Consider the following 21,677-nt stretch of genomic DNA (forward strand, 5'->3'; position numbering starts at 1 on the left):
ACTTCTTCTTGAAGATAAAAGCGGCTTTCCCCGGAAAGCCGCGATGAACCTTATTAAAGGCAATAAAAAACCGCGTAATTTCACCTACGCGGTTCATCAAATATAAAGCCTATGCTAAAACTTACTCGATACGTTCAAACTTAATCAGCATCGCTGTTTCTGCGTCAAGTATTGGCATCGTCAGCCCCACCTCGGCACACCAAGCACCTGATAATTCACAGCAAGACTCTGTCCATGGCGGTTGATAATTCACAATATCATCGTAATTTGACGGTTTATCAATCACAGATACCTTGTATAAACTTTGTGGATCTAGCCCAGGTATACGCAAATGACCACTCAATGAATTGGTTGGCATCGCAAGCTGTGCAATCATCACCACAGCTTCTGACACATCTTCGGAGACGACCGCATGGATTTGATGGGCACTATCGTCCGTTGGAACTCGCCAAGTTCTCCCGCTATGCAGTAACGGGCGCAGCATCTTATGTAGCTTGATGTAGTGTTCAAAGCCCTGCTTCTCTTCTTGCACTTCTTTCACAGGATCTAATTCAATCCCCATATGACCAAACAGTGCTGTTAGACCACGAAACTCAATACTATGACGACGACGAGTGCTGTGGCAGTGGCTCGCACCAATATGGCTTCCCATTACCTCAGGGGGGAAGAAGTAACTCATCCCACGCTGAATCGTTTGTCTTTCCAGCGCGTCATTGTTATCAGACGCCCAAAAACGTTGCGTACGCTTAAGAACCTCAAAATCGATACGACCACCACCAGCCGCACACGATTCAATATCAACCATTGGGTGCTTCTCTCGGACTTTATCGACCAACTCATAATAACGAGCGGTTTGTTGATGAGCCGCAGCCCTGCCTAGATGCGCAGGTTGTACAACTTCTCGGTTCATATCCCACTTAATGTAAGCAATGTTGTACTGACTTAAGAAGTGGTCAAGACGCTCAAACAAAAAGTCGAATGCTTGTTGATTCTGAAGATCGATAACATATTGATTACGACCCGTTGGTTGGTCATAGCCGTCAACCGCAAGCAACCAGTCTGGATGGGCTCGGTATAAGTCAGAATCCTTATTGATCATCTCAGGTTCGAACCACAATCCAAACTCCATACCCAACTGATTAACGTGCTCAACTATCGGATCTAAACCATTTGGGTATTTTTCTTCATCTAAGAACCAATCCCCTAGCGCAGCCTTGTCTCCGCAGCGCCCTTTGAACCAGCCATCGTCAATGATAAAACGCTCTACTCCCATATCCGCGGCTTGGCTAGCCATCGACATAATATAATCAGGATCATGGTCAAAATAGATGCCTTCCCAAGTATTAAGATGGATAGGTCGAGGCTTTTGTGCGAAAGACTCCGGCAAGATGGAACAACGCACATGGGAGTGGAACTGATGGCTCATTCCATTTAAGCCTTCCGAACTGAAACTGGCATATAACCAAGGTGTCGTTAAGCTTTCACCTTCATCCAATGTAATCTCACCCGGTAGATAAATAACTTCCGCTTGCACGTAGCGACGACCGTCTGCTTTTACATCCGCGCGCAGTCTGTGGTTACCACTCCAAGCGAAGTGAATCCCCCACACATCACCTGCCATTTCATTAAAGTTAGCGGTACCGACAACCATCGCTGGATAATGTTCATGAGACGTTCTTCCGCGACGATTTTCTTGCTGATAGCCCCCTTGCTGTAAGGGTTGACGCACCGTTTGGAACTCATGTACCCAGCGGCCGTAGTACGTCATCAACTCATTAGCTCTTGCTGGTAATGGCAAAGTATTGGCGAGACGGTTCACCTGATAAAGGCCGGCTTTAACGTTGGTTAAGGTGTGACGAGATTTCACAACATCATGTTTATCGAGGCATAACTCGGTTGTTAAACGTAAGCCTGCACGTATATCTTCACTCTCAATGATTAGGCTAGATGGTGTTTGTTGAACATCCGTAATAGAGAAAACAGGCGCCCAGTCCAATCCGTCTCGGTGCCCTTCTAATGCCGGACTGCTGAAAACACCGCGCCCGAGCTCTGGGCTCAGAGACATAGCAACATCATTATCAAGGCGGCCGTATGGAACCGGTCTTTCAAGAGAAACACGGAAGCTAGCTAAATCACCACGAACGGGAGCTCCCCAATGAAGAATTTCGGCAAAATCGCCAAGTTCTACAATCAGTTGCGAGTGTTGACCGGTAATATCAATTAGGGATTTATTCGTCATTTTTTTAACCTTAACGCGTTTAATTACCCCGTATCATAATTATTAAGCCCAGAGTTTCTGTGATCAAACTCGAAATCATGAAAACGTTTCCAGCAAATATTCAAGACTGATAACTTTGGTAAATAGCTCCTAATTCAAAGATTTAGATTGACCACCATTCCATCTCATATTGCCTACCTCTAGGTAGAATTGAACTTTCCACTCTAAATAAAGCAATATAAAACGATAATTAATGGCAATTTAATCTTTTAAATTCAGTATATTAAATCAAAGTTCCCATTAACACATAGGCTAAAATACATTTCCTCTTGAACTGATCACATCACACTCGTATTCTTAGATCTTCGAGTACATCTATGAAGTATCTCTCTGGGTCCTAACTTTTACATTCCAGCTTGACGGTACAGAACACGATGCTTGTAGCCTTGCTGCTGCATTTGCTTTGATACTTACTTCCTTGTCTCACGAGCCCAGTTATCATTAACTGGGCTGCTTTTCCTCAAAGCCCTCGAACAACCCGACACTCAAAGTACCTCAAACCCGCTTCACCTCAAATTCCAAGACAACCAACAGCATAATCACTCCCTCTAAACCACCACATAGCACTGAGTAAAGAAAACGATTCCACTTTAAAATCACAAAACCTAGCGTAAAAACACCTATACAAGCCCAATAATCAGATCAAAATCACACAAAATAATCACAAACCCATCAATAGCATAAAAATGCCAACTTCATCATGAAAACGTTTCCAGAGTTTATTTACACTCTCGCTCGAGTTAGGACTCAAACATAAAAATATCCATAAATAAAAAATAATGGAGACACTTCATGAAACAAAAAATGCTAGTCAAAGCATTAGGATTCACTCTGTCCCTCGCCCCATTAGTCAGCTTCGCTGCAGTGGAGAACGTAACGTATTTTGGTTATGCAAAATGGGGAAACATCTACACCGATAATGACCAACATAACGACGGCAAAGGAGAACGCAACGACGTTATTCGAGCGGGCCAAGGTTACGGTAACTACCGTTTAGGTAATGAACTAAATTGGTGGGAAGCGGGAGTGAAAGCCGATGTATGGCGTGACAATGACGCCTATTTTGACACCACGATTTATCTAGGCAGTGGAGATAGCTGGGGAGACGTGAGTACGATTCAGCTTTGGTCAGCAGGCCATGGGCTTATCGACGGCCAACCCAACGCAAAAATTTGGGCAGGTGAACGTTTTTACCGTCGCCACGAAGTCCACATGATAGATGTGAAGTACTGGGATACATCCAGCACCGGTCTTGGTATTGAAGATTGGGATCTCGGCTTTGCTGATGCTCACTTAGCTTGGATGGCACCAAACTCTTCAAGTGACGATGGACGCAGCCTTCATAACATCGATGCCCGCTTAAGTGGCATTGAGCTAAGTGAAACAGCAGACCTAACACTCGGCCTAAACTACGTAACCACGCAGAACTCAAGCTACGACGATAAAGACATTACTACTTCTGGCGCAATGCTCTCTGCTCTTTACCGTCAAGCTTGGAACTACGGTTCAAACACCTTGGCCTTCCAATATGGTACCGATGCGTTGGCAGGTGGATTAATGAGTGCTGAAGGTGGATCAAACAGAAAATACAGCACGGGTGTGGAACACGATGGTTCTAGCTGGCGCCTATTTAACCACGGTGACTTGAATATCAGTGAAGATGTTCAAGTGATGTACTCCATCGCTTATCAAGACAAAAACCTAGATAACAACGATGGTGAGAAGTGGTTCAGTGTCGGAGCTCGTCCTCAATATGCTTGGACAGATTACATGTCGACAGCATTAGAGGTGGGTTACGAAACGGTAGAAGCTCAAAACGGCTCGGGCACCAACGATATGTATAAAGTGACCGTGGCTCAAATGTTCCAAGCTGGAAAAGGGGTATGGGCTCGTCCATCTATTCGTATTTTTGCGACGTACTCTGAATCCAACAACGAATGGGACCGTGGTAACGAAGTGTATGGCACGGCGACGAGCATCAATGCAGAGACCGTCGATGAAATTACCTTTGGTTTCAACGTAGAAACTTGGTGGTAAACCACCACACCCGAGCGTCTGTTCAATCAACGAATTGACGCTCAACACTGGAATAGCAATTTAACGGGGAAAGCCGATGTTTTCCCCTTTACTAAGGTAGCAATCAGATGAAATTAAAATCATTGGTGATCATTGTCGCGGCACTCACAGTTAGCGCATGCAGCGGAATACCTGAAAAGGAACTTAATACTGATTTCAATGAGAGTGCATGCTGCTCTCAGCTAAGTGCGCTGCCAATGACGCAATTGTCTGTTCCATTCCACCAACAAGTGATTATGGACGGTCATTTACCGACCCTTTCCTCTTCATTGTTAAATGACAATACACAAGCGGATAGCCAACGCTTTCCGACCATCGCGTACCAAATCAGTGACACGACAGAATCGCTGTCCTTGCTCATTCGTTCATACATTAAAAATGATGCGCTATTCGCACCGTCTATTTATGTCTTTGACAAACAATGGCGACTGCTTGGTCAATACAGTACTAACGACTTCACTTACTACCCGACAACGATGCAAGGGTTAGAAAGAATTGAAGCATCAATTGCACTCGAACCTCAACGAGACAACGCGCAATTTATTGTGGTCAGCGCCGATAGCACTAAGTTAGATAGCGCCATCAATCGAATTCATCCTGAAGATCTGTATTCAGAATCTCAGCAGGTTATTGGCAATAAGCAACTGCCGTTGACTGCGACGTTGAGCTACGTAGGTGTCATTGATGTTACGGCGAGCAAATCAACAAACAGTGCGGTTTTGACTCTATTGGCTGAGCTTGGTGTTTCATCCGACAATGAACCCGAAACCTTAGGTTCAAAGCAAGTTTCTCAACCATCAAATCAGACAATTGAAACCAATCAAAAGGCGCAATGGCTGAATATCCAAAAAGACATTGACCAAGCCCTAAACAACAATGACATCAAACAAGCTGCATTTATTGCTAATCAAGCGGCCGAACAGGGCATACCCGAAGCAAAAGATTATTTATTAAAACAGCTCGCTGAATAGCTGAATAAGCCAACAGAACAATACGCATAACCAACGATTTGATAACGGTCATCACGGCTTAAAAGACCGATGACTTAATAGAATTATTACCCATATTGAACACTTTAAGAGTAGGAATACCATGAAGGCATTTTCAAACATCATCCAAAGACGCGATTGGGAAAACCCACAGTCTGTGAATATCCACTGCCTTAATGCGCACAGCCCATTATCAAGCTACCGCAACCTTAAGCACGCTCGAGACGGCATTGAGTCACAACGTAAATCTCTTAATGGACAATGGAAGTTCAAATACTTTGATGCACCTGAACAAGTTGACGGTGAATTTATCGAAACAAGTTTCAATGACTCACAATGGGACGAGATTACCGTACCATCGAACTGGCAAATGCAAGGCTACGATAAACCTATCTACGCCAACGTAAAATACCCATTTGAAGTGAACCCACCGTTTGTACCGGCAGAAAACCCAACCGGTTGTTACCGCACTCAAATTACGTTGACTAAAAATGACCTAAAGAACACCCAACGTATTATCTTTGATGGCGTCAATTCCGCTTTTCATCTTTGGTGTAATGGCAATTGGGTTGGTTACAGCCAAGATAGCCGCTTACCTGCCGAGTTCGACTTAACTCAGTATCTAACGGTTGGCGACAATACGCTTTCTGTCATGGTGATACGTTGGTGTGATGGTAGCTATTTAGAAGACCAAGATATGTGGTGGCTAAGCGGTATTTTCCGTGATGTGACCTTACTAGCTAAACCAAAGCAGTGCATTGAAGATGTGTTCGTTACGCCGGACTTAGACGCATGCTATCGCGATGGTTCACTGTCTATTGTCACCAAAATTACGGCACCAGACACTTACCAAGTTCAGGTTCAACTGTTTGACGGTGAAAACGCGGTGACTGAACCGCTTATCGATCGCCCTCATAATCGACGAATTGACGAGCGTGGCACCTACGATGATGTGGTATTCCAAACTCTTCATGTTCGAGATCCGAAGAAATGGAGCGCAGAAGTTCCTAACCTTTACCGAATTGTCGTGTCATTGCTTGATAGGCAAGGTAACCACATAGAAAGTGAAGCTTATCAAGTTGGATTCCGTAAAGTCGAAATGACAGACGGTCAGCTAAAGCTAAACGGCAAACCGCTATTGATTCGCGGCGTCAACCGTCATGAGCATCACCCAGAGTTGGGGCATGTGATGACAGAAGAAGACATGATCCGCGATATCTGTCTAATGAAGCAGTACAACTTCAATGCTGTGCGCACCGCTCACTACCCTAACCACCCACGATGGTACGAGCTGTGTGACGAATACGGTTTATATGTGTGTGATGAAGCGAACATCGAGACCCATGGCATGCAGCCTATGAATCGCTTGTCTGCGGATCCGCAATGGGCACACGCTTATATGAGTCGCTATACGCAAATGGTCATGCGTGATAAGAACCACCCTTCTATCATCATCTGGTCTTTGGGCAACGAGTCAGGGCACGGCAGCAGCCACAATGCGATGTATGCTTGGTCGAAACAGTACGATCCTTCTCGCCCGGTACAGTATGAAGGCGGTGGTTCAAATACCACAGCGACCGATATCATTGCGCCAATGTACGCACGCGTTAACAGCACTATCGAAGACGATGCCGTTCCAAAATGGTCTATCAAGAAATGGGTTTCTCTGCCTAACGAGCAACGCCCGCTTATTCTTTGTGAATACGCACACGCAATGGGTAACAGTTTGGGTAGCTTTAATGATTACTGGGATGCATTCCGAGAATATCCTCGCCTACAAGGCGGTTTCATCTGGGATTGGGTTGACCAAGGACTAAGCCAATGGGATGAAAACGGTGAACACTTCTGGGCCTACGGTGGAGACTTTGGCGATGTCATCAACGACCGTCAGTTCTGCATCAACGGTTTGATCTTCCCAGATCGCAGCGTACACCCGACCTTGGAAGAGGCGAAATACTGCCAGAGAATGATCAATGTGACGTTAGCAGAGCAAACTGAAGATCAATGCCGCCTAACGGTAACCAATGAAAACCTGTTCCGAGCGACTGACAATGAAATCTTACGCTGGCGATTGCTCGAAAATGGCATCGTGATTCAATCAGGGCAACAAGTCTTATCCGTTGCTGAAGATAGTAAACAAGAGCTGGTAATTGACCTCGCTTTCACACCAAAAGCACAAGCCGAATATCATCTCAACACCGATATTACTCTGACTCATTCAACCAAGTGGGCAGGGGAAGGCCATGTTTGTGCGACGGAGCAATTTGCTTTACGTAACCATGCTGGCTTGCAACTCCCGATCACGGCAAATGCTTTGGCTCCCCAGTTACATCAGCAAGACAATAAAGTGGTCGTGTCTAGCCTAGATGAAACACATCAATGGCAATGGGATACAGAGAGTGGATTGTTGACCCACTGGATCGTTGATGGGCAACCGCAAGTTATCAAGGCACCTGTCGATAACTTCTATCGCGCGCCACTTGATAACGACATTGGTATCAGTGAGATAGACAACATCGACCCAAATGCATGGGCTTGTCGCTGGGAACTTGCAGGCATTGGTCAATGGGAGCGTCAGTGTACAAGTTGTGTCGTGCAAGCGCTCGCAGACTCAGTACAAGTGGCGTCAGTATTCGCCTACCAATTTAATGGCCAAATCCAAGCGATTACCAAATGGCAATACACCTTAAATAACCTAGGCGAAATGAATATCGCGGTTGATGTCAACTTAGCCGATCACTTACCACCGATGCCACGCATTGGTCTTGAGATGGAGCTACCTTTACCACTCGAAACTGCCAATGAAACTCCAGTATCGTGGCTGGGATTAGGTCCTTTTGAAAACTATCCAGACCGTTTGGCTGCTGCTCGATTCGGTTTACACAAACAGACACTGGGTCAGATGCATACGCCGTATATATTCCCAACCGATAGCGGGTTACGTTGCGGAACCAAAAACTTGAATGTAGGAAATATCGGGATCGAAGGCGATTTTTCATTCAGTGTGAGTCAGTACAGCCAGCAACAATTAACGGATGCTAAGCATACCAATGACCTGACTCGTGAAGAGAAAATCTATGTACGCGTAGATCACCAACATATGGGTGTTGGTGGTGATGATTCTTGGAGTCCAAGTGTTCACCAAGAGTTTCAACTCACCGACAATCAATATCGTTATCAGGTTACGCTAACAAGCGCATCGTAAGTAGATTCGGACCAAGCGGCTTGCTCTAAGCCACTTGGTTCCCCTATTACTTTGGGTTACCTGTGATTACCTTACTTCACGCGACAACAGCTCACACGACAGCAGTCCACACGCCAATGTGACTCAAAAACCAAGCTCAAATCTAGAGCTTGGCTTATTATTTTCAAACTAGTCAGCCAATCAAAAATAAACCATCAAACCTCGTCATATTTGATGTTTAATATTTGAATTGCCTAACTATCCGTTGTTAAATGTCCAACCACCAGCACACAGCATTATATTCAGAATAAGAGAGCGGAATGGCTACCATTAAAGATGTTGCGAAGGAAGCAGGCGTATCAATCGCGACCACCTCTCGAGTAATCAACAATGCACCTCACACCAGTGAAACCGCAATTGCGGCGGTAAAAGCCGCTATGGAAAAACTCGGCTATCGCCCAAATGCCAACGCCCGTGCATTGGTCAGCAAATCTTCAAACGCGATTGGTGTACTGGTTAATGATGTTTCTGCCCCGTTCTTCGGCTCGATGATCAAAGCCATTGATACCGTGGCAAGTGAGCAAGAAAAGCAGCTACTGATTGGCAGCGGCTACCATGACGCGACCAAAGAGCGTAATGCGATTAACTTGCTGATCAACAGCCGCTGCGAATCACTCGTGGTTCATAGCAAAGGCATTAGCGACGAAGAATTGGTTAAGCTAGCCAATGAAGTGCCCGGCTTAGTTCTCATCAACCGAATTGTTCCCGATATCGAACACCGCTGTATTGCTCTCGACAACCGCCGCGGCTCTTACATCGCGACTGAGTATTTGATTAAAAACGGCCACAAGCACATTGGCTACATCTGCTCGAGTCACGATATTGAAGATGCTCACGACCGCTTAGGTGGCTATTTGGATGCATTGAAAGATCACGGTATTGAATCGAACGATGAGTACATCGAATATGGTGAACCTGACGAGCTAGGCGGTGAGCAAGCCATGGTTAACTTAATGGCAAAAAACACAGATATCACAGCCATTGCAACGTATAACGACTACATGGCAGCAGGCTGTTTGGCGTTATTACAAGAAAATGGCGTTCGTATTCCAGAAGATATATCAGTTATTGGGTTTGATGACGGCCACATTGCTCGCTTCATCTACCCTCGATTGACCACCATTCGTTACCCAATTCAAGTCATGGCTAATCAAGCGGTTAAGCTCTCTCTGCAACTCGCAAGTGACGAGCCAAAAGAACACACGGAACATAAGCTATTTATGCCAATTTTGGTGCGCAGAGCCTCTGTTCGAAACATTAATTGAGAAAGCTCAGGTTCATAAAGACTAAGTCATTTCGTTCCTCGACACTTTTTACAACAAAGAAAATAGGATTGATTCGATGAGTTATCATTGAGTTAATCTTATTTTTCATTCCCCGCAAATACCCACCTATACTTAACCTGATCCATCTTAATCAAACGGTTACCCGTTGATTTTTTCACCAAGTGTCTAAATCCCTAGTGATCCTTGGTTGTTATTAGGTGAGCAAAGCAGGATAATATCGGGATCGGAATCTCAAGAATTAATCCATTATGACCGAATACCTTTTGTTGTTGGTTGGCACAGTGCTGGTCAATAACTTTGTGCTAGTGAAGTTTTTAGGACTATGTCCATTTATGGGAGTCTCCAAGAAACTGGAGACTGCGATTGGCATGGGCCTCGCGACGACTTTCGTTCTAACGTTAGCGTCGGTCTCTGCATACCTAGTAGAAACCTACATCCTTACCCCTCTGGGTATTGAATACCTGCGTACCATGAGTTTCATCTTGGTTATCGCGGTGGTTGTTCAATTTACGGAAATGGTCGTTCACAAAACCAGCCCGACTCTTTATCGCCTGCTGGGTATCTTTCTGCCTCTTATCACCACCAACTGTGCGGTATTAGGTGTGGCACTTCTGAACATCAATGAAAACCACAACTTCATTCAGTCGATCATCTATGGTTTCGGCGCAGCGGTGGGTTTCTCTCTTGTATTGATCTTATTTGCTGCAATGCGTGAACGTATTGCGGTTGCTGATGTTCCAATGCCATTCAAAGGCGCATCGATTGCGATGATCACAGCAGGCCTAATGTCTCTGGCATTCATGGGCTTTACTGGGTTGGTGAAATAAACATGAGTACCATTTTAATTGCGATCATTGCGCTAGCCGTTTTAGCCGCTGTTTTTGGCGCTATTTTGGGCTTTGCTTCTATCCGTTTTAAAGTTGAAGCTGATCCTATCGTCGATCAAATCGACACCATTTTACCGCAAACTCAATGTGGCCAGTGTGGCTACCCTGGCTGTCGCCCATACGCAGAGGCGATCGCTAACGGAGACAAGATCAACAAATGTCCTCCGGGCGGCCAAGCAACTATTGAGAAGCTAGCAGATTTAATGGGCGTAGAAGTTGAAGACTCCGCTCATGACTTAGATAACAAAGTAAAAACCGTTGCCTTCATTCACGAAGATATGTGTATCGGCTGTACCAAGTGTATTCAAGCCTGCCCTGTTGACGCCATTGTTGGTGGCACCAAGGCACTGCACACAGTAATTAAAGATGAATGTACAGGTTGTGATCTATGTGTCGCACCGTGCCCTACTGACTGTATTGAAATGATTCCAGTGGCAACAACGACTGAAAATTGGAAATGGCAGATGAACATCATCCCTGTTACTGATATCACTAACCAAGCGACTGATGCGACTGCGTCAGAGCCTAAAGCATAGGGTTAGTATGATCTCTTTAATTGAACAAATTCGCACGGGCTCTATTTGGAACTTCCCTGGTGGCGTGCACCCTGCTGAAAACAAGAAACAGTCGAATACTACTGATATCGTCCATGCAAGGCTTCCAGAAGAAATCGTTCTTCCTGTGAAACAGCACATCGGTAAGCCGGGGAACCTATTGGTTGCTGCTGGCGACACTGTGTTAAAAGGTCAGCAACTTACGGCCTTAGACACAGGTTTTACTTTGCCAGTACACGCACCAACATCGGGTGTGATTACCGCTATCGAACCGCGAACTACCGCTCACCCTTCAGGCTTGAGCGAAATATGCGTGGTTATTAAACCTGATGGCCTAGACACTTGGATTGAAAAAAATCCAGTTGAAGATTTTTCGACAAAGACTTCTGACGAACTGCTTGATGTGATTCGCCAAGCTGGTATTTCAGGCATGGGCGGCGCAGGTTTCCCTACGGCTAAGAAGCTTCAATCAGGCTTAGGTCGTACCGACATTTTGATCGTCAACGCTGCGGAATGTGAACCTTACATCACCTCTGATGACAAGTTGCTTCAAGAACATGCCGACGAAGTATTAAAAGGCATCGAAGTGGTTGAACACATTCTTCAACCAAAGCTGACGGTTATCGGCATTGAAGACAACAAACCAGATGCGATAAAAGCACTTGAGATTGCAGCGAAAGACAAAGATATCGTCATTCGCGTTATCCCAACCAAATACCCTTCTGGTGGTGAGAAGCAACTTATCAAGATCCTCACCAACAAAGAGGTTCCAGCTGGCGGCATTCCTGCAGACATTGGTGTTTTGGTTCAGAACGTCGGCTCTCTTTACTCGATTAAGCGAGCGGTAATTGACGGCGAACCTGTGGTTAACCGCGTTGTGACATTAACCGGTAAAACCTTTAAGCAACCTCGTAACGTTTGGGCGCTATTAGGCACACCAGTACATGAGTTACTTGAAGAGTTTGGCTACAAAGCAGATAAAAAACTGCCGCGTTTAATTTTGGGCGGCCCGATGATGGGCTTTACCTTGCCGCATGCCAATGTGCCAATCACTAAAACGTCGAACTGTATTTTAGCGCCAACGCGTCGTGAGATCTCACCAAGCACTTACGAGATGGAATGTATCCGTTGCAGCGCATGTGCTGAAGCTTGCCCTGCGTCTCTACTTCCTCAACAACTGCAATGGCATGCCAAAGCTAACGAGTTGGATAAGTGTGAAGAGCTGAATATTAAAGACTGTATTGAATGCGGTGCTTGTGCGTTTGTCTGCCCAAGTGAAATCCCTCTTGTTCAGTACTATCGCCAAGCGAAAGCAGAAATCAAAACTCGAAAAGATGAAGCCGCTGCTGCAGAACGCGCCAAGATTCGTTTTGAAGAGAAGAACGCTCGTATGGAGCGTGATAAAGCCGAACGTGAAAACCGCTTTAAAAAAGCCGCAGATAACCGCCGTAAAGATATGAAAACATCCGGCGGTGATGATGCTATTGCTGCTGCGATTGCTCGTGTTAAAGCACAAAAATCCGCTGCGGATCAGGCTCCGAATGAAGAACCAGCAGTGAAACCTGCGGTTGCTGCCGCTATTGCGAAGGCAAAAGCGAAACAAGCTGCAGCTCAAAAAGCGGAAGGCGCTGAACCAGACAACTCTGAAATGTCTAAACTGCGTGAAGAGCGCAAGCGTCAAGCGAGAGAGCGCAAGGCACAACAAGCAGCAGCCGATACTCCTGCAGAAAGCTCAGGCGATACGAAGAAAGACGCCGTTGCTGCTGCGATTGCTCGCGCTAAAGCGAAGAAAGCACAGCAAGCGGAATCTGCTTCGGATGCTCCTGTTGAAAGCTCTGGCGATGCTAAGAAAGATGCTGTCGCTGCGGCCATTGCTCGTGCTAAAGCCAAGAAAGCTCAACAAGCTGAATCTGCTGCTGAAGCTCCTGCTGAAAAATCCGGCGATGCCAAGAAAGATGCTGTTACTGCCGCTATCGCTCGTGCTAAAGCCAAAAAAGCCCAGCAAGCGAAGCAAGCAGAAACATCTGAACCAGTGGTTGAAGTTGAAACCGAGACTCAATCGGAGCAAGTCGACCCTAAGAAAGCTGCTGTTGCTGCGGCCATCGCTCGCGCTAAGGCTAAGAAAGCACAGCAAGCGACACAAGAAACAACCGAAGCTCCTGAACCTGCAGTTGAAACTGAAGCTGGAAGTTCTGGCGATGCTAAGAAAGACGCCGTTGCTGCCGCTATAGCCCGTGCTAAAGCAAAAAAAGCACAGCAAGCTAAGCAAGCAGAAACATCTGAACCAGTAGTTGAAGTAGAAACTGATACTCAATCTGAACAGGTCGATCCGAAGAAAGCTGCTGTTGCTGCAGCTATCGCTCGTGCTAAAGCGAAAAAAGCCCAGCAAGAGCTAGATAAAAAGAACAATGAGGAGAAAGAGTAGTGGCCTTCTTTATCGCCAGCTCACCGCACGCGCATAGCCGTAGAAGCACCCCAGATCTAATGAAATGGGTGGCTATTTGTGCATTGCCAGGTCTACTAGCTCAAACCTACTTCTTTGGATGGGGTACCCTCATCCAGTTAGTATTTGCTATTGCACTTGCTGTTACCTTTGAAGCAGCCGTCATGCTATTGAGAAAACGCCCGCCAGTAATGGCACTGCGTGATTACAGTGCTGTTGTAACCGCTTGGCTACTGAGTGTCGCGATTCCCCCACACTCTCCGTGGTGGATCCTCGTCATTGGTATGTTCTTCGCTATTATTATCGCGAAACACTTATACGGCGGCCTAGGGCAGAACCCATTTAACCCTGCGATGGTCGCTTACGTTGTTTTGCTGATTTCATTCCCAGTTCAAATGACCAGTTGGAATGCTCCCGCGAGCCTGACAGCAGAAGCAACAAGCTTTATTGACTCATTCTTGATGATCTTTACTGGCTTCAATAACGAAGGTTTGTCTCTGCAACAAGCACGCCTTGGCATTGATGGCACCACAATGGCGACGCCGCTTGATGCATTCAAAACGGCATTAACGGCAGGCAATACTGCCTCAGAAGCACTATCTCAACCTCAATTTAGTTGGTTAGCTGGCGTAGGCTGGGAGTGGGTAAACCTTGCTTACCTAATCGGCGGTTTAGTGCTGATTAAGCAACGTGTTATTCAATGGTATATCCCTGTGGCTTTCATCGGCGGTCTTACTCTGTTTAGCTTAGTGTTCTTAGTGCTCACTCCTGGTGAAACCGCTTCTCCAACCATTCACCTTCTGTCTGGCGCGACTATGCTTGGTGCATTCTTTATTGCAACCGACCCAGTTTCAGCATCCACGACAGTCAAAGGTCGCTTAGTGTTTGGCGCTCTGATCGGCGGTTTAGTCTTTATCATCCGCAGTTGGGGTGGTTTCCCTGATGGCGTGGCGTTTGCTGTATTGTTAGCCAACATGTGTGTTCCACTGATTGACTACTACACCAAACCTCGCACATACGGTCACTAAGGGAGCGAATACCATGCTAAATGCAATTAAGAAAAACGGCCTTGTACTCGCGATTTTTGCGTGTGCTTCGACGGGTTTGGTCGCGGTAACTCACTACCTGACCAAAGATCAGATCAAACAACAAGAACAGGCTCAGTTACTGTCTGTTCTTAACCAAGTGATCCCACACGATCAGCACGACAACGAGCTGTTTTCGTCTTGTACTTTGGTTCAAGCAGAAGAGCTTGGTACTGAGCAAGCGATGCCGGCTTACATTGCTAAGCTTAATGGTGAGCCAAGCGCGATTGCGATCGAAGCGATTGCACCAGACGGCTACAATGGCGCGATTAAAGTCATTGTTGGAATGAAAACTGACGGTACTATTTTAGGTACTCGCGTGCTTTCTCACCAAGAGACTCCGGGCTTGGGTGATAAGATTGATCTGCGTGTGAGTGATTGGATTCTTTCGTTTGCAGGTAAGCAAGTGACGGATTCTAATCTAGACCGTTGGAAGGTTCGTAAAGACGGTGGTGATTTTGACCAGTTTACTGGCGCTACTATCACGCCAAGAGCAGTCGTGAAGTCAGTCAAACAAGCGGTCCAGTACGTTAACCAAAACAACCAAGCATTGCTTGCTCAACCTCTAAATTGTGGTGGTGAATAATGAGTGACCATAAAACATTGATCAAAAATGGCATGTGGGCCAATAACCCTGCCCTAGTGCAACTTCTTGGGTTATGTCCGCTGCTGGCTGTATCGTCAACAGTCACTAACGCACTTGGGCTAGGCATTGCTACCTTGCTTGTACTGGTCGGCTCAAACGTTTCTGTTTCTTTGGTTCGTAATCATGTGCCAAAAGAAGTACGTATCCCAGTATTCGTAATGATCATTGCCTCGCTAGTAACCTGTGTTCAATTGCTGATGAACGCTTACGCCTATGGGCTTTACCTCTCTTTGGGTATCTTCATCCCGCTGATCGTAACCAACTGCATCATCATTGGTCGTGCGGAAGCCTTCGCTTCAAAAAATGAAGTGCTACCAGCGGCTCAAGATGGTTTCTGGATGGGTCTAGGCATGACATCAGTATTGGTCGTGTTAGGTGCGATGCGTGAGATTATTGGTAACGGGACCCTATTTGATGGCGCAGACCTGCTGCTTGGTGACTGGGCTTCGGTGTTACGAATCCAGATATTCCAATTTGATAACAGCTTCTTGTTAGCCCTGCTTCCACCGGGTGCCTTCATTGGTGTTGGTTTCTTAATTGCTTTGAAAAATATCATCGATAACCAAGCAAAATCTAGACAACCAAAACAAGAAAAACCAGTCATTGAACGCGCTCGCGTTACCAATGCCTAATAAGTTAAATTAGCTTAAACCTCGCTGAGTTAGCTCAACCACTCAGCGGGGGAAATCAGATCTAAACAGTACATATAATAATGACGCTCATAAGAGCGCGTAACCGATGATAAAGCAGAAGCAATCCAAGCTTCATGCCCTAACTATTTGAAAGTAATGTCGCTATGAACAATGTAAAACGAGTAGAAATACTTGAGCGTTTAAGAGAAAACAATCCAAAGCCAGAGACTGAGCTTAACTGGAACAGCCCATTCGAGCTGCTGATTGCCGTTCTATTGTCTGCACAAGCAACCGATGTCAGCGTGAACAAGGCGACGGATAAGCTGTACCCTTTAGCCAACACTCCGCAAGCAATTTTCGACCTAGGTGTTGATGGCTTAAAAGAGTATATCAAGACCATCGGCCTATTTAACTCAAAAGCAGAAAACACCATCAAAACGTGTCGTATGCTGCTTGACCTACATAATGGTGAAGTACCGGAAGATCGCGCTGCATTAGAAGCCCTTCCAGGTGTCGGTCGTAAAACAGCAAACGTAGTGTTAAATACCGCATTCGGTTGGCCAACCATTGCCGTTGATACTCACATCTATCGTGTATCAAACCGCACTAAGCTAGCGATGGGTAAAACCGTCGACGATGTCGAAGCAAAACTACTTAAAGTTATCCCAAAAGAATTCAAACTGGATGTCCACCATTGGCTCATTCTTCATGGACGTTACACCTGTGTCGCACGTAAACCACGCTGTGGCAGCTGTATCATTGAAGACCTCTGTGAATTCAAAGAAAAGAGCGAAGATTAGTCTTTCCGTTCACAACGATTAATCAATACGGCAGCGCTTAAAGCGCTGCTTTTTTATTGCCACTCTCTAGAATCCGCCTCTACATAAGTTTTCACTTCTAATTCTGCGCTCCCAAGACAACAGGCATAAAAAATCCCGCCTTTTATGGCGGGATTCAATTATTTAGCTAAGAAGTCTGTCTTAGATAAACTCCACTTTAGTCACTTCTTTGATAGCAGATAGAACAAATGTTGGTACTGCTGCAATGAAGATTAACGATATTAAGTGATTAAACTCTAGCGCTTCTGTGCTGAATACCAACTGACCGAAGCTTGTGTACACAACGCTTAAAGACAAGATAGCCGATACTGCCACCGCACCAAGTAGGTAGTGGTTAGTGAACGGATTCTTACGATAAATCGTTGTAAACGTACGTGCATCGAACAAGCTCCAAAGTTGAGCAAAGATCAGTGTTAAAAACGCAACGGTTTGTGCGTATTGAGCACTGTAACCACCGTCGAGTGCGTAAGAGAATGTCACAAAGCTTAGACCACCTAATGCGAGACCACGAGTTAGGATACGAGCGCCTAGACCATTAGAGAAGAAGCCTTGGTCACGTTTGCCTGGCTTACGCTCCATGAGATCTTTCTCTTCTGGCTCAACACCGAGTGCGAGTGCTGGTAGACCATCAGAAACGAGGTTAACCCATAAAATCATTAGTGGAGTTAGCGGAAGTACTACATCTGGTCCCATGAGTAGGAATGCAAATAGGATTACCGAAACCTCACCCACGTTCGCTGTAAGTGCTTGGCGGATAAACTTACGTAGGTTATCGAAAATTTGACGACCCTGACGTACCGCCTTCACGATAGTACTGAAGTTGTCATCCAACAGGATAAGGTCACCTGAGTCTTTCGCAACAGACGTACCTGTAATACCCATCGCAACACCAATGTCTGCACGACGCAGTGCTGGCGCATCGTTCACGCCGTCACCGGTCATAGAGGCAACTTCATTGTTCTCTTGCTGCGCTTTTACGATACGCAGCTTGTGCTCTGGAGTAACACGGGCAAATACTGCAACCTGAGAACAGATAGACAACAGCTTCTCGTCATCCATTTGGTCAAGCTCAGCACCCGTTACCACTAGATCGTCTTCGCTACGGATGATTCCGATTTCACGAGCAATCGCTGCTGCCGTGACTGCGTGGTCACCGGTAATCATTACCGTACGAACACCAGCGCTATAACAGCTATTTACTGCATCGCGTACTTCTGGGCGTGGTGGATCCATGATGCCATAGATACCCAGGATGCTGACGTCTTTTTCAAGCTCAGGGAAATCTAACTCAAGCTCTTCTTCTTTTAATTCACGGAAACCAACGGCAAGTGTACGCAGAGCATCACCACCAAAGGTTTGGATTGCCGCTTCAAAGTTTAAATGAAGCTCTTGAGACGGTGCGGTATCGAGAGCCAAGTTGCCTGAAACTTCACAGCCAACCGTTGGTACGAAACCACCGTCAACCATGAAGCTGGTTGATTTACCAAGAACAACATCTGGCGCACCTTTCAATGCTAGGAAGTGCTTACCTTGTGGGTCACGAACGATAACAGAAGCCATCTTACGACCAGAATCGAACGGGAACTTCTTAACGATTGAGTAGCCACCCGTTGATAGCATTTCATCTTGTTTAAGACCTGCTTTTGCAGCTGCAACAATTAGTGCACCTTCTGTCGGGTTGCCACGAACCGTCCATTTACCATCAGCATTTACATATTCAGCATCGTTACAAAGCGTTGCAACAACAAGACCTTTCATCATTGCAGGGCTGTTTGTCGCTTCGACATTGTGACCTTTGGTAATGAATTCACCCTTAGGATCAAAACCTTTACCTGACACATCCCAGTAACGACCAGACACATCGTACGCTTTCATCACCTGCATTTGGTTTTGTGTTAGCGTACCGGTTTTATCTGAACAGATAACGGTTGTAGAACCAAGCGTTTCGATTGCTGCTAGCTGTTTAGCCAAAGCATTATTCTTAACCATCTTAGTCGAGCCCATCGTTAATACGATAGTAACCACCGTTGGTAAACCTTCAGGAATAGCGGCAACCGATAAAGAGATACCTGTTGTTAGGATTTCTAACCATGGCATACCGTGGTAAACACCGATAGCACAAACAATAGCAACAACCACAAGAGCAACAACCAATAATGCGAGTGCGATGGTGTCCATACGCTCTTGCATTGGTGTTTTCGTCTCTTCCGTTTGGTTCATCATATCAGCGATGTGACCAACTTCAGTTTGCATACCTGTGCTTGTTACCACAGCAAGGCCTGTACCTGTAGTCACGATTGTTGTCATGAAGCCCATGTTCTTCTGATCGCCAAGACCAAGGGTCTCATCTTCAAGGCGTTCAGACTGCTTATTCACTGGCTCAGATTCACCGGTCAGTGCAGCCTCATCTACCGTCAGACGGTTTGACTCAAGAATACGAACATCAGCAGGCAGAATATCGCCAGTATTAATTTTGATGATGTCACCAGGAACGAGGGTTTTAGCTGGAACACTGATCCATTTACCATCGCGCATCACTTCGGCTTCTGGAGCTGCCATTTCTTTTAGCGCTTCCATCCCTTTCTGAGCTTTAAATTCTTGCCAGAACGCGATACCAGTATTGATAAGGATAATCACTGCAATAGCAATAGCATCAATCGCGTGGCCAGTAGACCAAGAAACGATTGCACCAACAGCTAGAATAAAAATCAGTGGGTTTTTATATTGATGAATATACAGTTCCCACGCAGAAGCTGACTCTTGTGCAGTCAGTTCGTTAGTGCCGTGCTTCTCTAAGCGTGCATCCGCTTCAGAAGTTGATAAACCTGTCGTTTGATCTGCGTTCAGTTCGTTTAAAACATCTGAACTTTGTTGTGTAAACCATTTACTCGTCATTTGAGTACTCCACATCAATGCCTCACGCCGAGGCTAATGTAATAAAATAATACTTATTCTTATGTGATAGAAAAATCGCACAAATCAAAAGTGAATATTTAGTCGATTTGGTGCGCTTGAAAAACTATATAGTAAGGATTGTCTATTTAGCAAAGATCGCAAAAGATACACTTGATACACACTTGACAACTACTTTGAAAACACAACCACATCAAACATCAAACATAAAACAAACAATACAAGCCCAAACTATTGTTTAAAAAAGATAAGCACAAAAAATAGACACCCTTTGCACTTTCGTAAAAACCATTGGTTATCGGCGTATTTTATCGAAAATTCCTTAATAACGAAGTAAAACATCGGAATAACCTTTCTATAAACAGGGAGATGTTGGCGTAATCATAAATTGATAAAATGGAAAGTTAGATGCCAATTGTAAAAACGAAAGGAAATCAGCAACAAGATGGAGATATAAGTCACAATTCAACAACCAAGGCCATTCTTGGCCATTACAAAAAAGACCAACACTCAAACTTACTATTTATGCAAAACTGCGAATTAAGCGCTAGTGACTGACAAATTAATAAGGCCGTCGCTCTTTAATTTCTTGTAATACAAATAAGAAAAAAGGCAGAGGGGGAGAGTAAGATAGATGATGAGAATAAGAAAATATGACCAAACTCATCATCTCTTTGGTGTTGCTTATGAGCTTGCTCATATATAGTGCTATAAAAGAAACAACCAATAACAAGCTAGGAGCAAATCATGTCAAACGGTCGTATTTTACACACCATGCTACGCGTGGGTGATCTAGACAAGTCTATCGAGTTCTACACCAATGTAATGGGCATGCAGCTATTACGTAAGAACGAAAACAAAGAGTACGAATACACACTGGCTTTCGTTGGCTTTGGCGACGAATCTCAAGGCGCAGTGATTGAGCTGACTTACAACTGGGGCACCACGGAATACGATCTTGGCTCTGCTTTTGGTCACGTTGCTATCGGTGTTGATGACATCTACACAACGTGTGATGCGATTAAAGCAGCTGGCGGCAACGTAACGCGAGAAGCGGGTCCGGTTAAAGGCGGCTCTACACACATTGCGTTCGTTAAAGATCCTGATGGCTACATGATTGAGCTGATTCAGAACAAACAAGCAAGCGCAGGTCTAGAAGGTTAATTCCTTAACTTCTTTGAGAAGTTGAGTTTGAACGCCTGATGAAATAAAAAAGAAGCGAGCACTATGCTCGCTTCTTTTTTATCACTCTCCCCATAATCGATATGCTTCACCAATTATTCTTAACAATCTCATTGATGAAACTTTACATGATAATAATTATTATTTAAATTAACCACCTATTGATTAATGAGGTAATACAATGATTAGCGAATGGGAAAAACACACGTTACTTGCCGATACTGCATTGCAGCTCGACGATCCTGTACGAAGTATTCTTCATTATCAGCAGGCTTTGAACTTAAGTGAAGAAATTACAGAACGCACCGATATTCAAGCCGATGAGCGGTTACTGATTTCGGTGATTTCTTGCCACAATCTTGCTCAATTCTGGCGTTGGGCTGGCGACACTGAATACGAGCTCAAGTATCTTCAACTGGCTTCTGAAAAGGTACTCACACTGATCCCTCAGTGCCCTAATACTCAATGTTCAAGCTTTATCGATTCTATTGGTTGCTGTAAGAAAGCGCTGATCGATTTCATGAAACGCCACCCAAACCCTAAAATTGCCTCTATGGTGGAAAAGATCGATACCGCGACCAACTGTGAAATGATCGCCCGCTTCCGCTTGAATTAAACAAGTT

The 21,677-nt window shown here is 45.3% G+C and carries 15 protein-coding genes; 13 read left to right on the top strand and 2 right to left on the bottom strand.

Annotation, left to right across the window (positions count from 1 at the left end; translation table 11 throughout):
* Nucleotides 1-121: 121 nt before the first annotated feature.
* Nucleotides 122-2,239: an alpha-galactosidase gene (locus AB6E78_RS17650; protein ID WP_102321133.1), complete on the bottom strand. Its 2,118-nt coding sequence runs from the start codon at nt 2,237-2,239 to the stop codon at nt 122-124.
* Nucleotides 2,240-3,070: 831 nt separating this feature from the next.
* On the opposite strand from AB6E78_RS17650, the gene AB6E78_RS17655 reads away from it, so the two are divergent.
* The 11 genes from AB6E78_RS17655 (at nt 3,071) to nth (ending at nt 16,920) form a co-directional block, all read left to right on the top strand.
* A complete protein-coding gene (locus tag AB6E78_RS17655; protein WP_136973539.1) occupies nt 3,071-4,315 on the top strand; it encodes a carbohydrate porin in 1,245 nt (414 codons plus the stop codon).
* A gap of 107 nt (nt 4,316-4,422) precedes the next feature.
* Nucleotides 4,423-5,325 carry a MalM family protein gene (locus AB6E78_RS17660; RefSeq protein ID WP_372110616.1) on the top strand — a complete coding sequence of 301 codons (903 nt, stop codon included), beginning with the start codon at nt 4,423-4,425 and terminating at the stop codon, nt 5,323-5,325.
* A gap of 121 nt (nt 5,326-5,446) precedes the next feature.
* Entirely contained in the window at nt 5,447-8,548 is a 3,102-nt protein-coding gene (locus AB6E78_RS17665) for a beta-galactosidase (protein ID WP_372110615.1), read from the top strand.
* A gap of 299 nt (nt 8,549-8,847) precedes the next feature.
* Nucleotides 8,848-9,852 carry a substrate-binding domain-containing protein gene (locus AB6E78_RS17670; RefSeq protein ID WP_136973536.1) on the top strand — a complete coding sequence of 335 codons (1,005 nt, stop codon included), beginning with the start codon at nt 8,848-8,850 and terminating at the stop codon, nt 9,850-9,852.
* Nucleotides 9,853-10,121: 269 nt separating this feature from the next.
* A complete protein-coding gene (gene rsxA, locus AB6E78_RS17675; protein ID WP_004734039.1) occupies nt 10,122-10,700 on the top strand; it encodes an electron transport complex subunit RsxA in 579 nt (192 codons plus the stop codon).
* 2 nt (nt 10,701-10,702) lie between these two features.
* Nucleotides 10,703-11,296 (top strand): electron transport complex subunit RsxB, encoded by a 594-nt coding sequence (gene rsxB / locus AB6E78_RS17680; RefSeq protein WP_004734040.1) that lies wholly within the window; start codon nt 10,703-10,705, stop codon nt 11,294-11,296.
* Nucleotides 11,297-11,303: 7 nt separating this feature from the next.
* Entirely contained in the window at nt 11,304-13,739 is a 2,436-nt protein-coding gene (gene rsxC / locus AB6E78_RS17685; protein ID WP_372110613.1) for an electron transport complex subunit RsxC, read from the top strand.
* Complete coding sequence (gene rsxD / locus AB6E78_RS17690) at nt 13,739-14,785, top strand: electron transport complex subunit RsxD (protein ID WP_372110611.1); 1,047 nt, start codon at nt 13,739-13,741, stop codon at nt 14,783-14,785. The genes rsxC and rsxD overlap by 1 nt, the downstream gene beginning before the upstream one ends.
* 13 nt (nt 14,786-14,798) lie before the next feature.
* Entirely contained in the window at nt 14,799-15,428 is a 630-nt protein-coding gene (gene rsxG, locus AB6E78_RS17695) for an electron transport complex subunit RsxG (protein WP_017061171.1), read from the top strand.
* A complete protein-coding gene (locus AB6E78_RS17700) occupies nt 15,428-16,120 on the top strand; it encodes an electron transport complex subunit E (protein WP_012603531.1) in 693 nt (230 codons plus the stop codon). Before rsxG ends, AB6E78_RS17700 begins: the two co-directional genes overlap by 1 nt.
* 164 nt (nt 16,121-16,284) lie before the next feature.
* Complete coding sequence (gene nth / locus AB6E78_RS17705) at nt 16,285-16,920, top strand: endonuclease III (RefSeq protein ID WP_017061172.1); 636 nt, start codon at nt 16,285-16,287, stop codon at nt 16,918-16,920.
* Nucleotides 16,921-17,100: 180 nt separating this feature from the next.
* On the opposite strand, the gene AB6E78_RS17710 is transcribed toward nth, so the two are convergent.
* Nucleotides 17,101-19,854 carry a cation-transporting P-type ATPase gene (locus AB6E78_RS17710; protein ID WP_102321073.1) on the bottom strand — a complete coding sequence of 918 codons (2,754 nt, stop codon included), beginning with the start codon at nt 19,852-19,854 and terminating at the stop codon, nt 17,101-17,103.
* Between the two features lie 765 nt (nt 19,855-20,619).
* Between AB6E78_RS17710 and gloA the strand changes: the two genes are divergently transcribed.
* Both gloA and AB6E78_RS17720 read left to right on the top strand, forming a co-directional pair.
* Nucleotides 20,620-21,036 carry a lactoylglutathione lyase gene (gloA, locus tag AB6E78_RS17715; protein ID WP_004734046.1) on the top strand — a complete coding sequence of 139 codons (417 nt, stop codon included), beginning with the start codon at nt 20,620-20,622 and terminating at the stop codon, nt 21,034-21,036.
* Between the two features lie 199 nt (nt 21,037-21,235).
* Nucleotides 21,236-21,670, top strand: coding sequence for a DUF2753 domain-containing protein (locus AB6E78_RS17720; protein WP_004734047.1), 435 nt, complete (start codon nt 21,236-21,238; stop codon nt 21,668-21,670).
* Nucleotides 21,671-21,677: the final 7 nt, after the last annotated feature.

It is taken from the genome of Vibrio sp. 10N.247.310.98, from assembly GCF_041467395.1.
GTDB lineage: Bacteria > Pseudomonadota > Gammaproteobacteria > Enterobacterales > Vibrionaceae > Vibrio > Vibrio crassostreae_C.

Coding starts and splice junctions, on each gene's coding strand:
- AB6E78_RS17650 (WP_102321133.1), bottom strand. CDS start 2,239: ATGACGAATAAATCCCTAATTGATATTACCGGTCAACACTCGCAACTG.
- AB6E78_RS17655 (WP_136973539.1), top strand. CDS start 3,071: ATGAAACAAAAAATGCTAGTCAAAGCATTAGGATTCACTCTGTCCCTC.
- AB6E78_RS17660 (WP_372110616.1), top strand. CDS start 4,423: ATGAAATTAAAATCATTGGTGATCATTGTCGCGGCACTCACAGTTAGC.
- AB6E78_RS17665 (WP_372110615.1), top strand. CDS start 5,447: ATGAAGGCATTTTCAAACATCATCCAAAGACGCGATTGGGAAAACCCA.
- AB6E78_RS17670 (WP_136973536.1), top strand. CDS start 8,848: ATGGCTACCATTAAAGATGTTGCGAAGGAAGCAGGCGTATCAATCGCG.
- rsxA (WP_004734039.1), top strand. CDS start 10,122: ATGACCGAATACCTTTTGTTGTTGGTTGGCACAGTGCTGGTCAATAAC.
- rsxB (WP_004734040.1), top strand. CDS start 10,703: ATGAGTACCATTTTAATTGCGATCATTGCGCTAGCCGTTTTAGCCGCT.
- rsxC (WP_372110613.1), top strand. CDS start 11,304: ATGATCTCTTTAATTGAACAAATTCGCACGGGCTCTATTTGGAACTTC.
- rsxG (WP_017061171.1), top strand. CDS start 14,799: ATGCTAAATGCAATTAAGAAAAACGGCCTTGTACTCGCGATTTTTGCG.
- AB6E78_RS17700 (WP_012603531.1), top strand. CDS start 15,428: ATGAGTGACCATAAAACATTGATCAAAAATGGCATGTGGGCCAATAAC.
- nth (WP_017061172.1), top strand. CDS start 16,285: ATGAACAATGTAAAACGAGTAGAAATACTTGAGCGTTTAAGAGAAAAC.
- AB6E78_RS17710 (WP_102321073.1), bottom strand. CDS start 19,854: ATGACGAGTAAATGGTTTACACAACAAAGTTCAGATGTTTTAAACGAA.
- gloA (WP_004734046.1), top strand. CDS start 20,620: ATGTCAAACGGTCGTATTTTACACACCATGCTACGCGTGGGTGATCTA.
- AB6E78_RS17720 (WP_004734047.1), top strand. CDS start 21,236: ATGATTAGCGAATGGGAAAAACACACGTTACTTGCCGATACTGCATTG.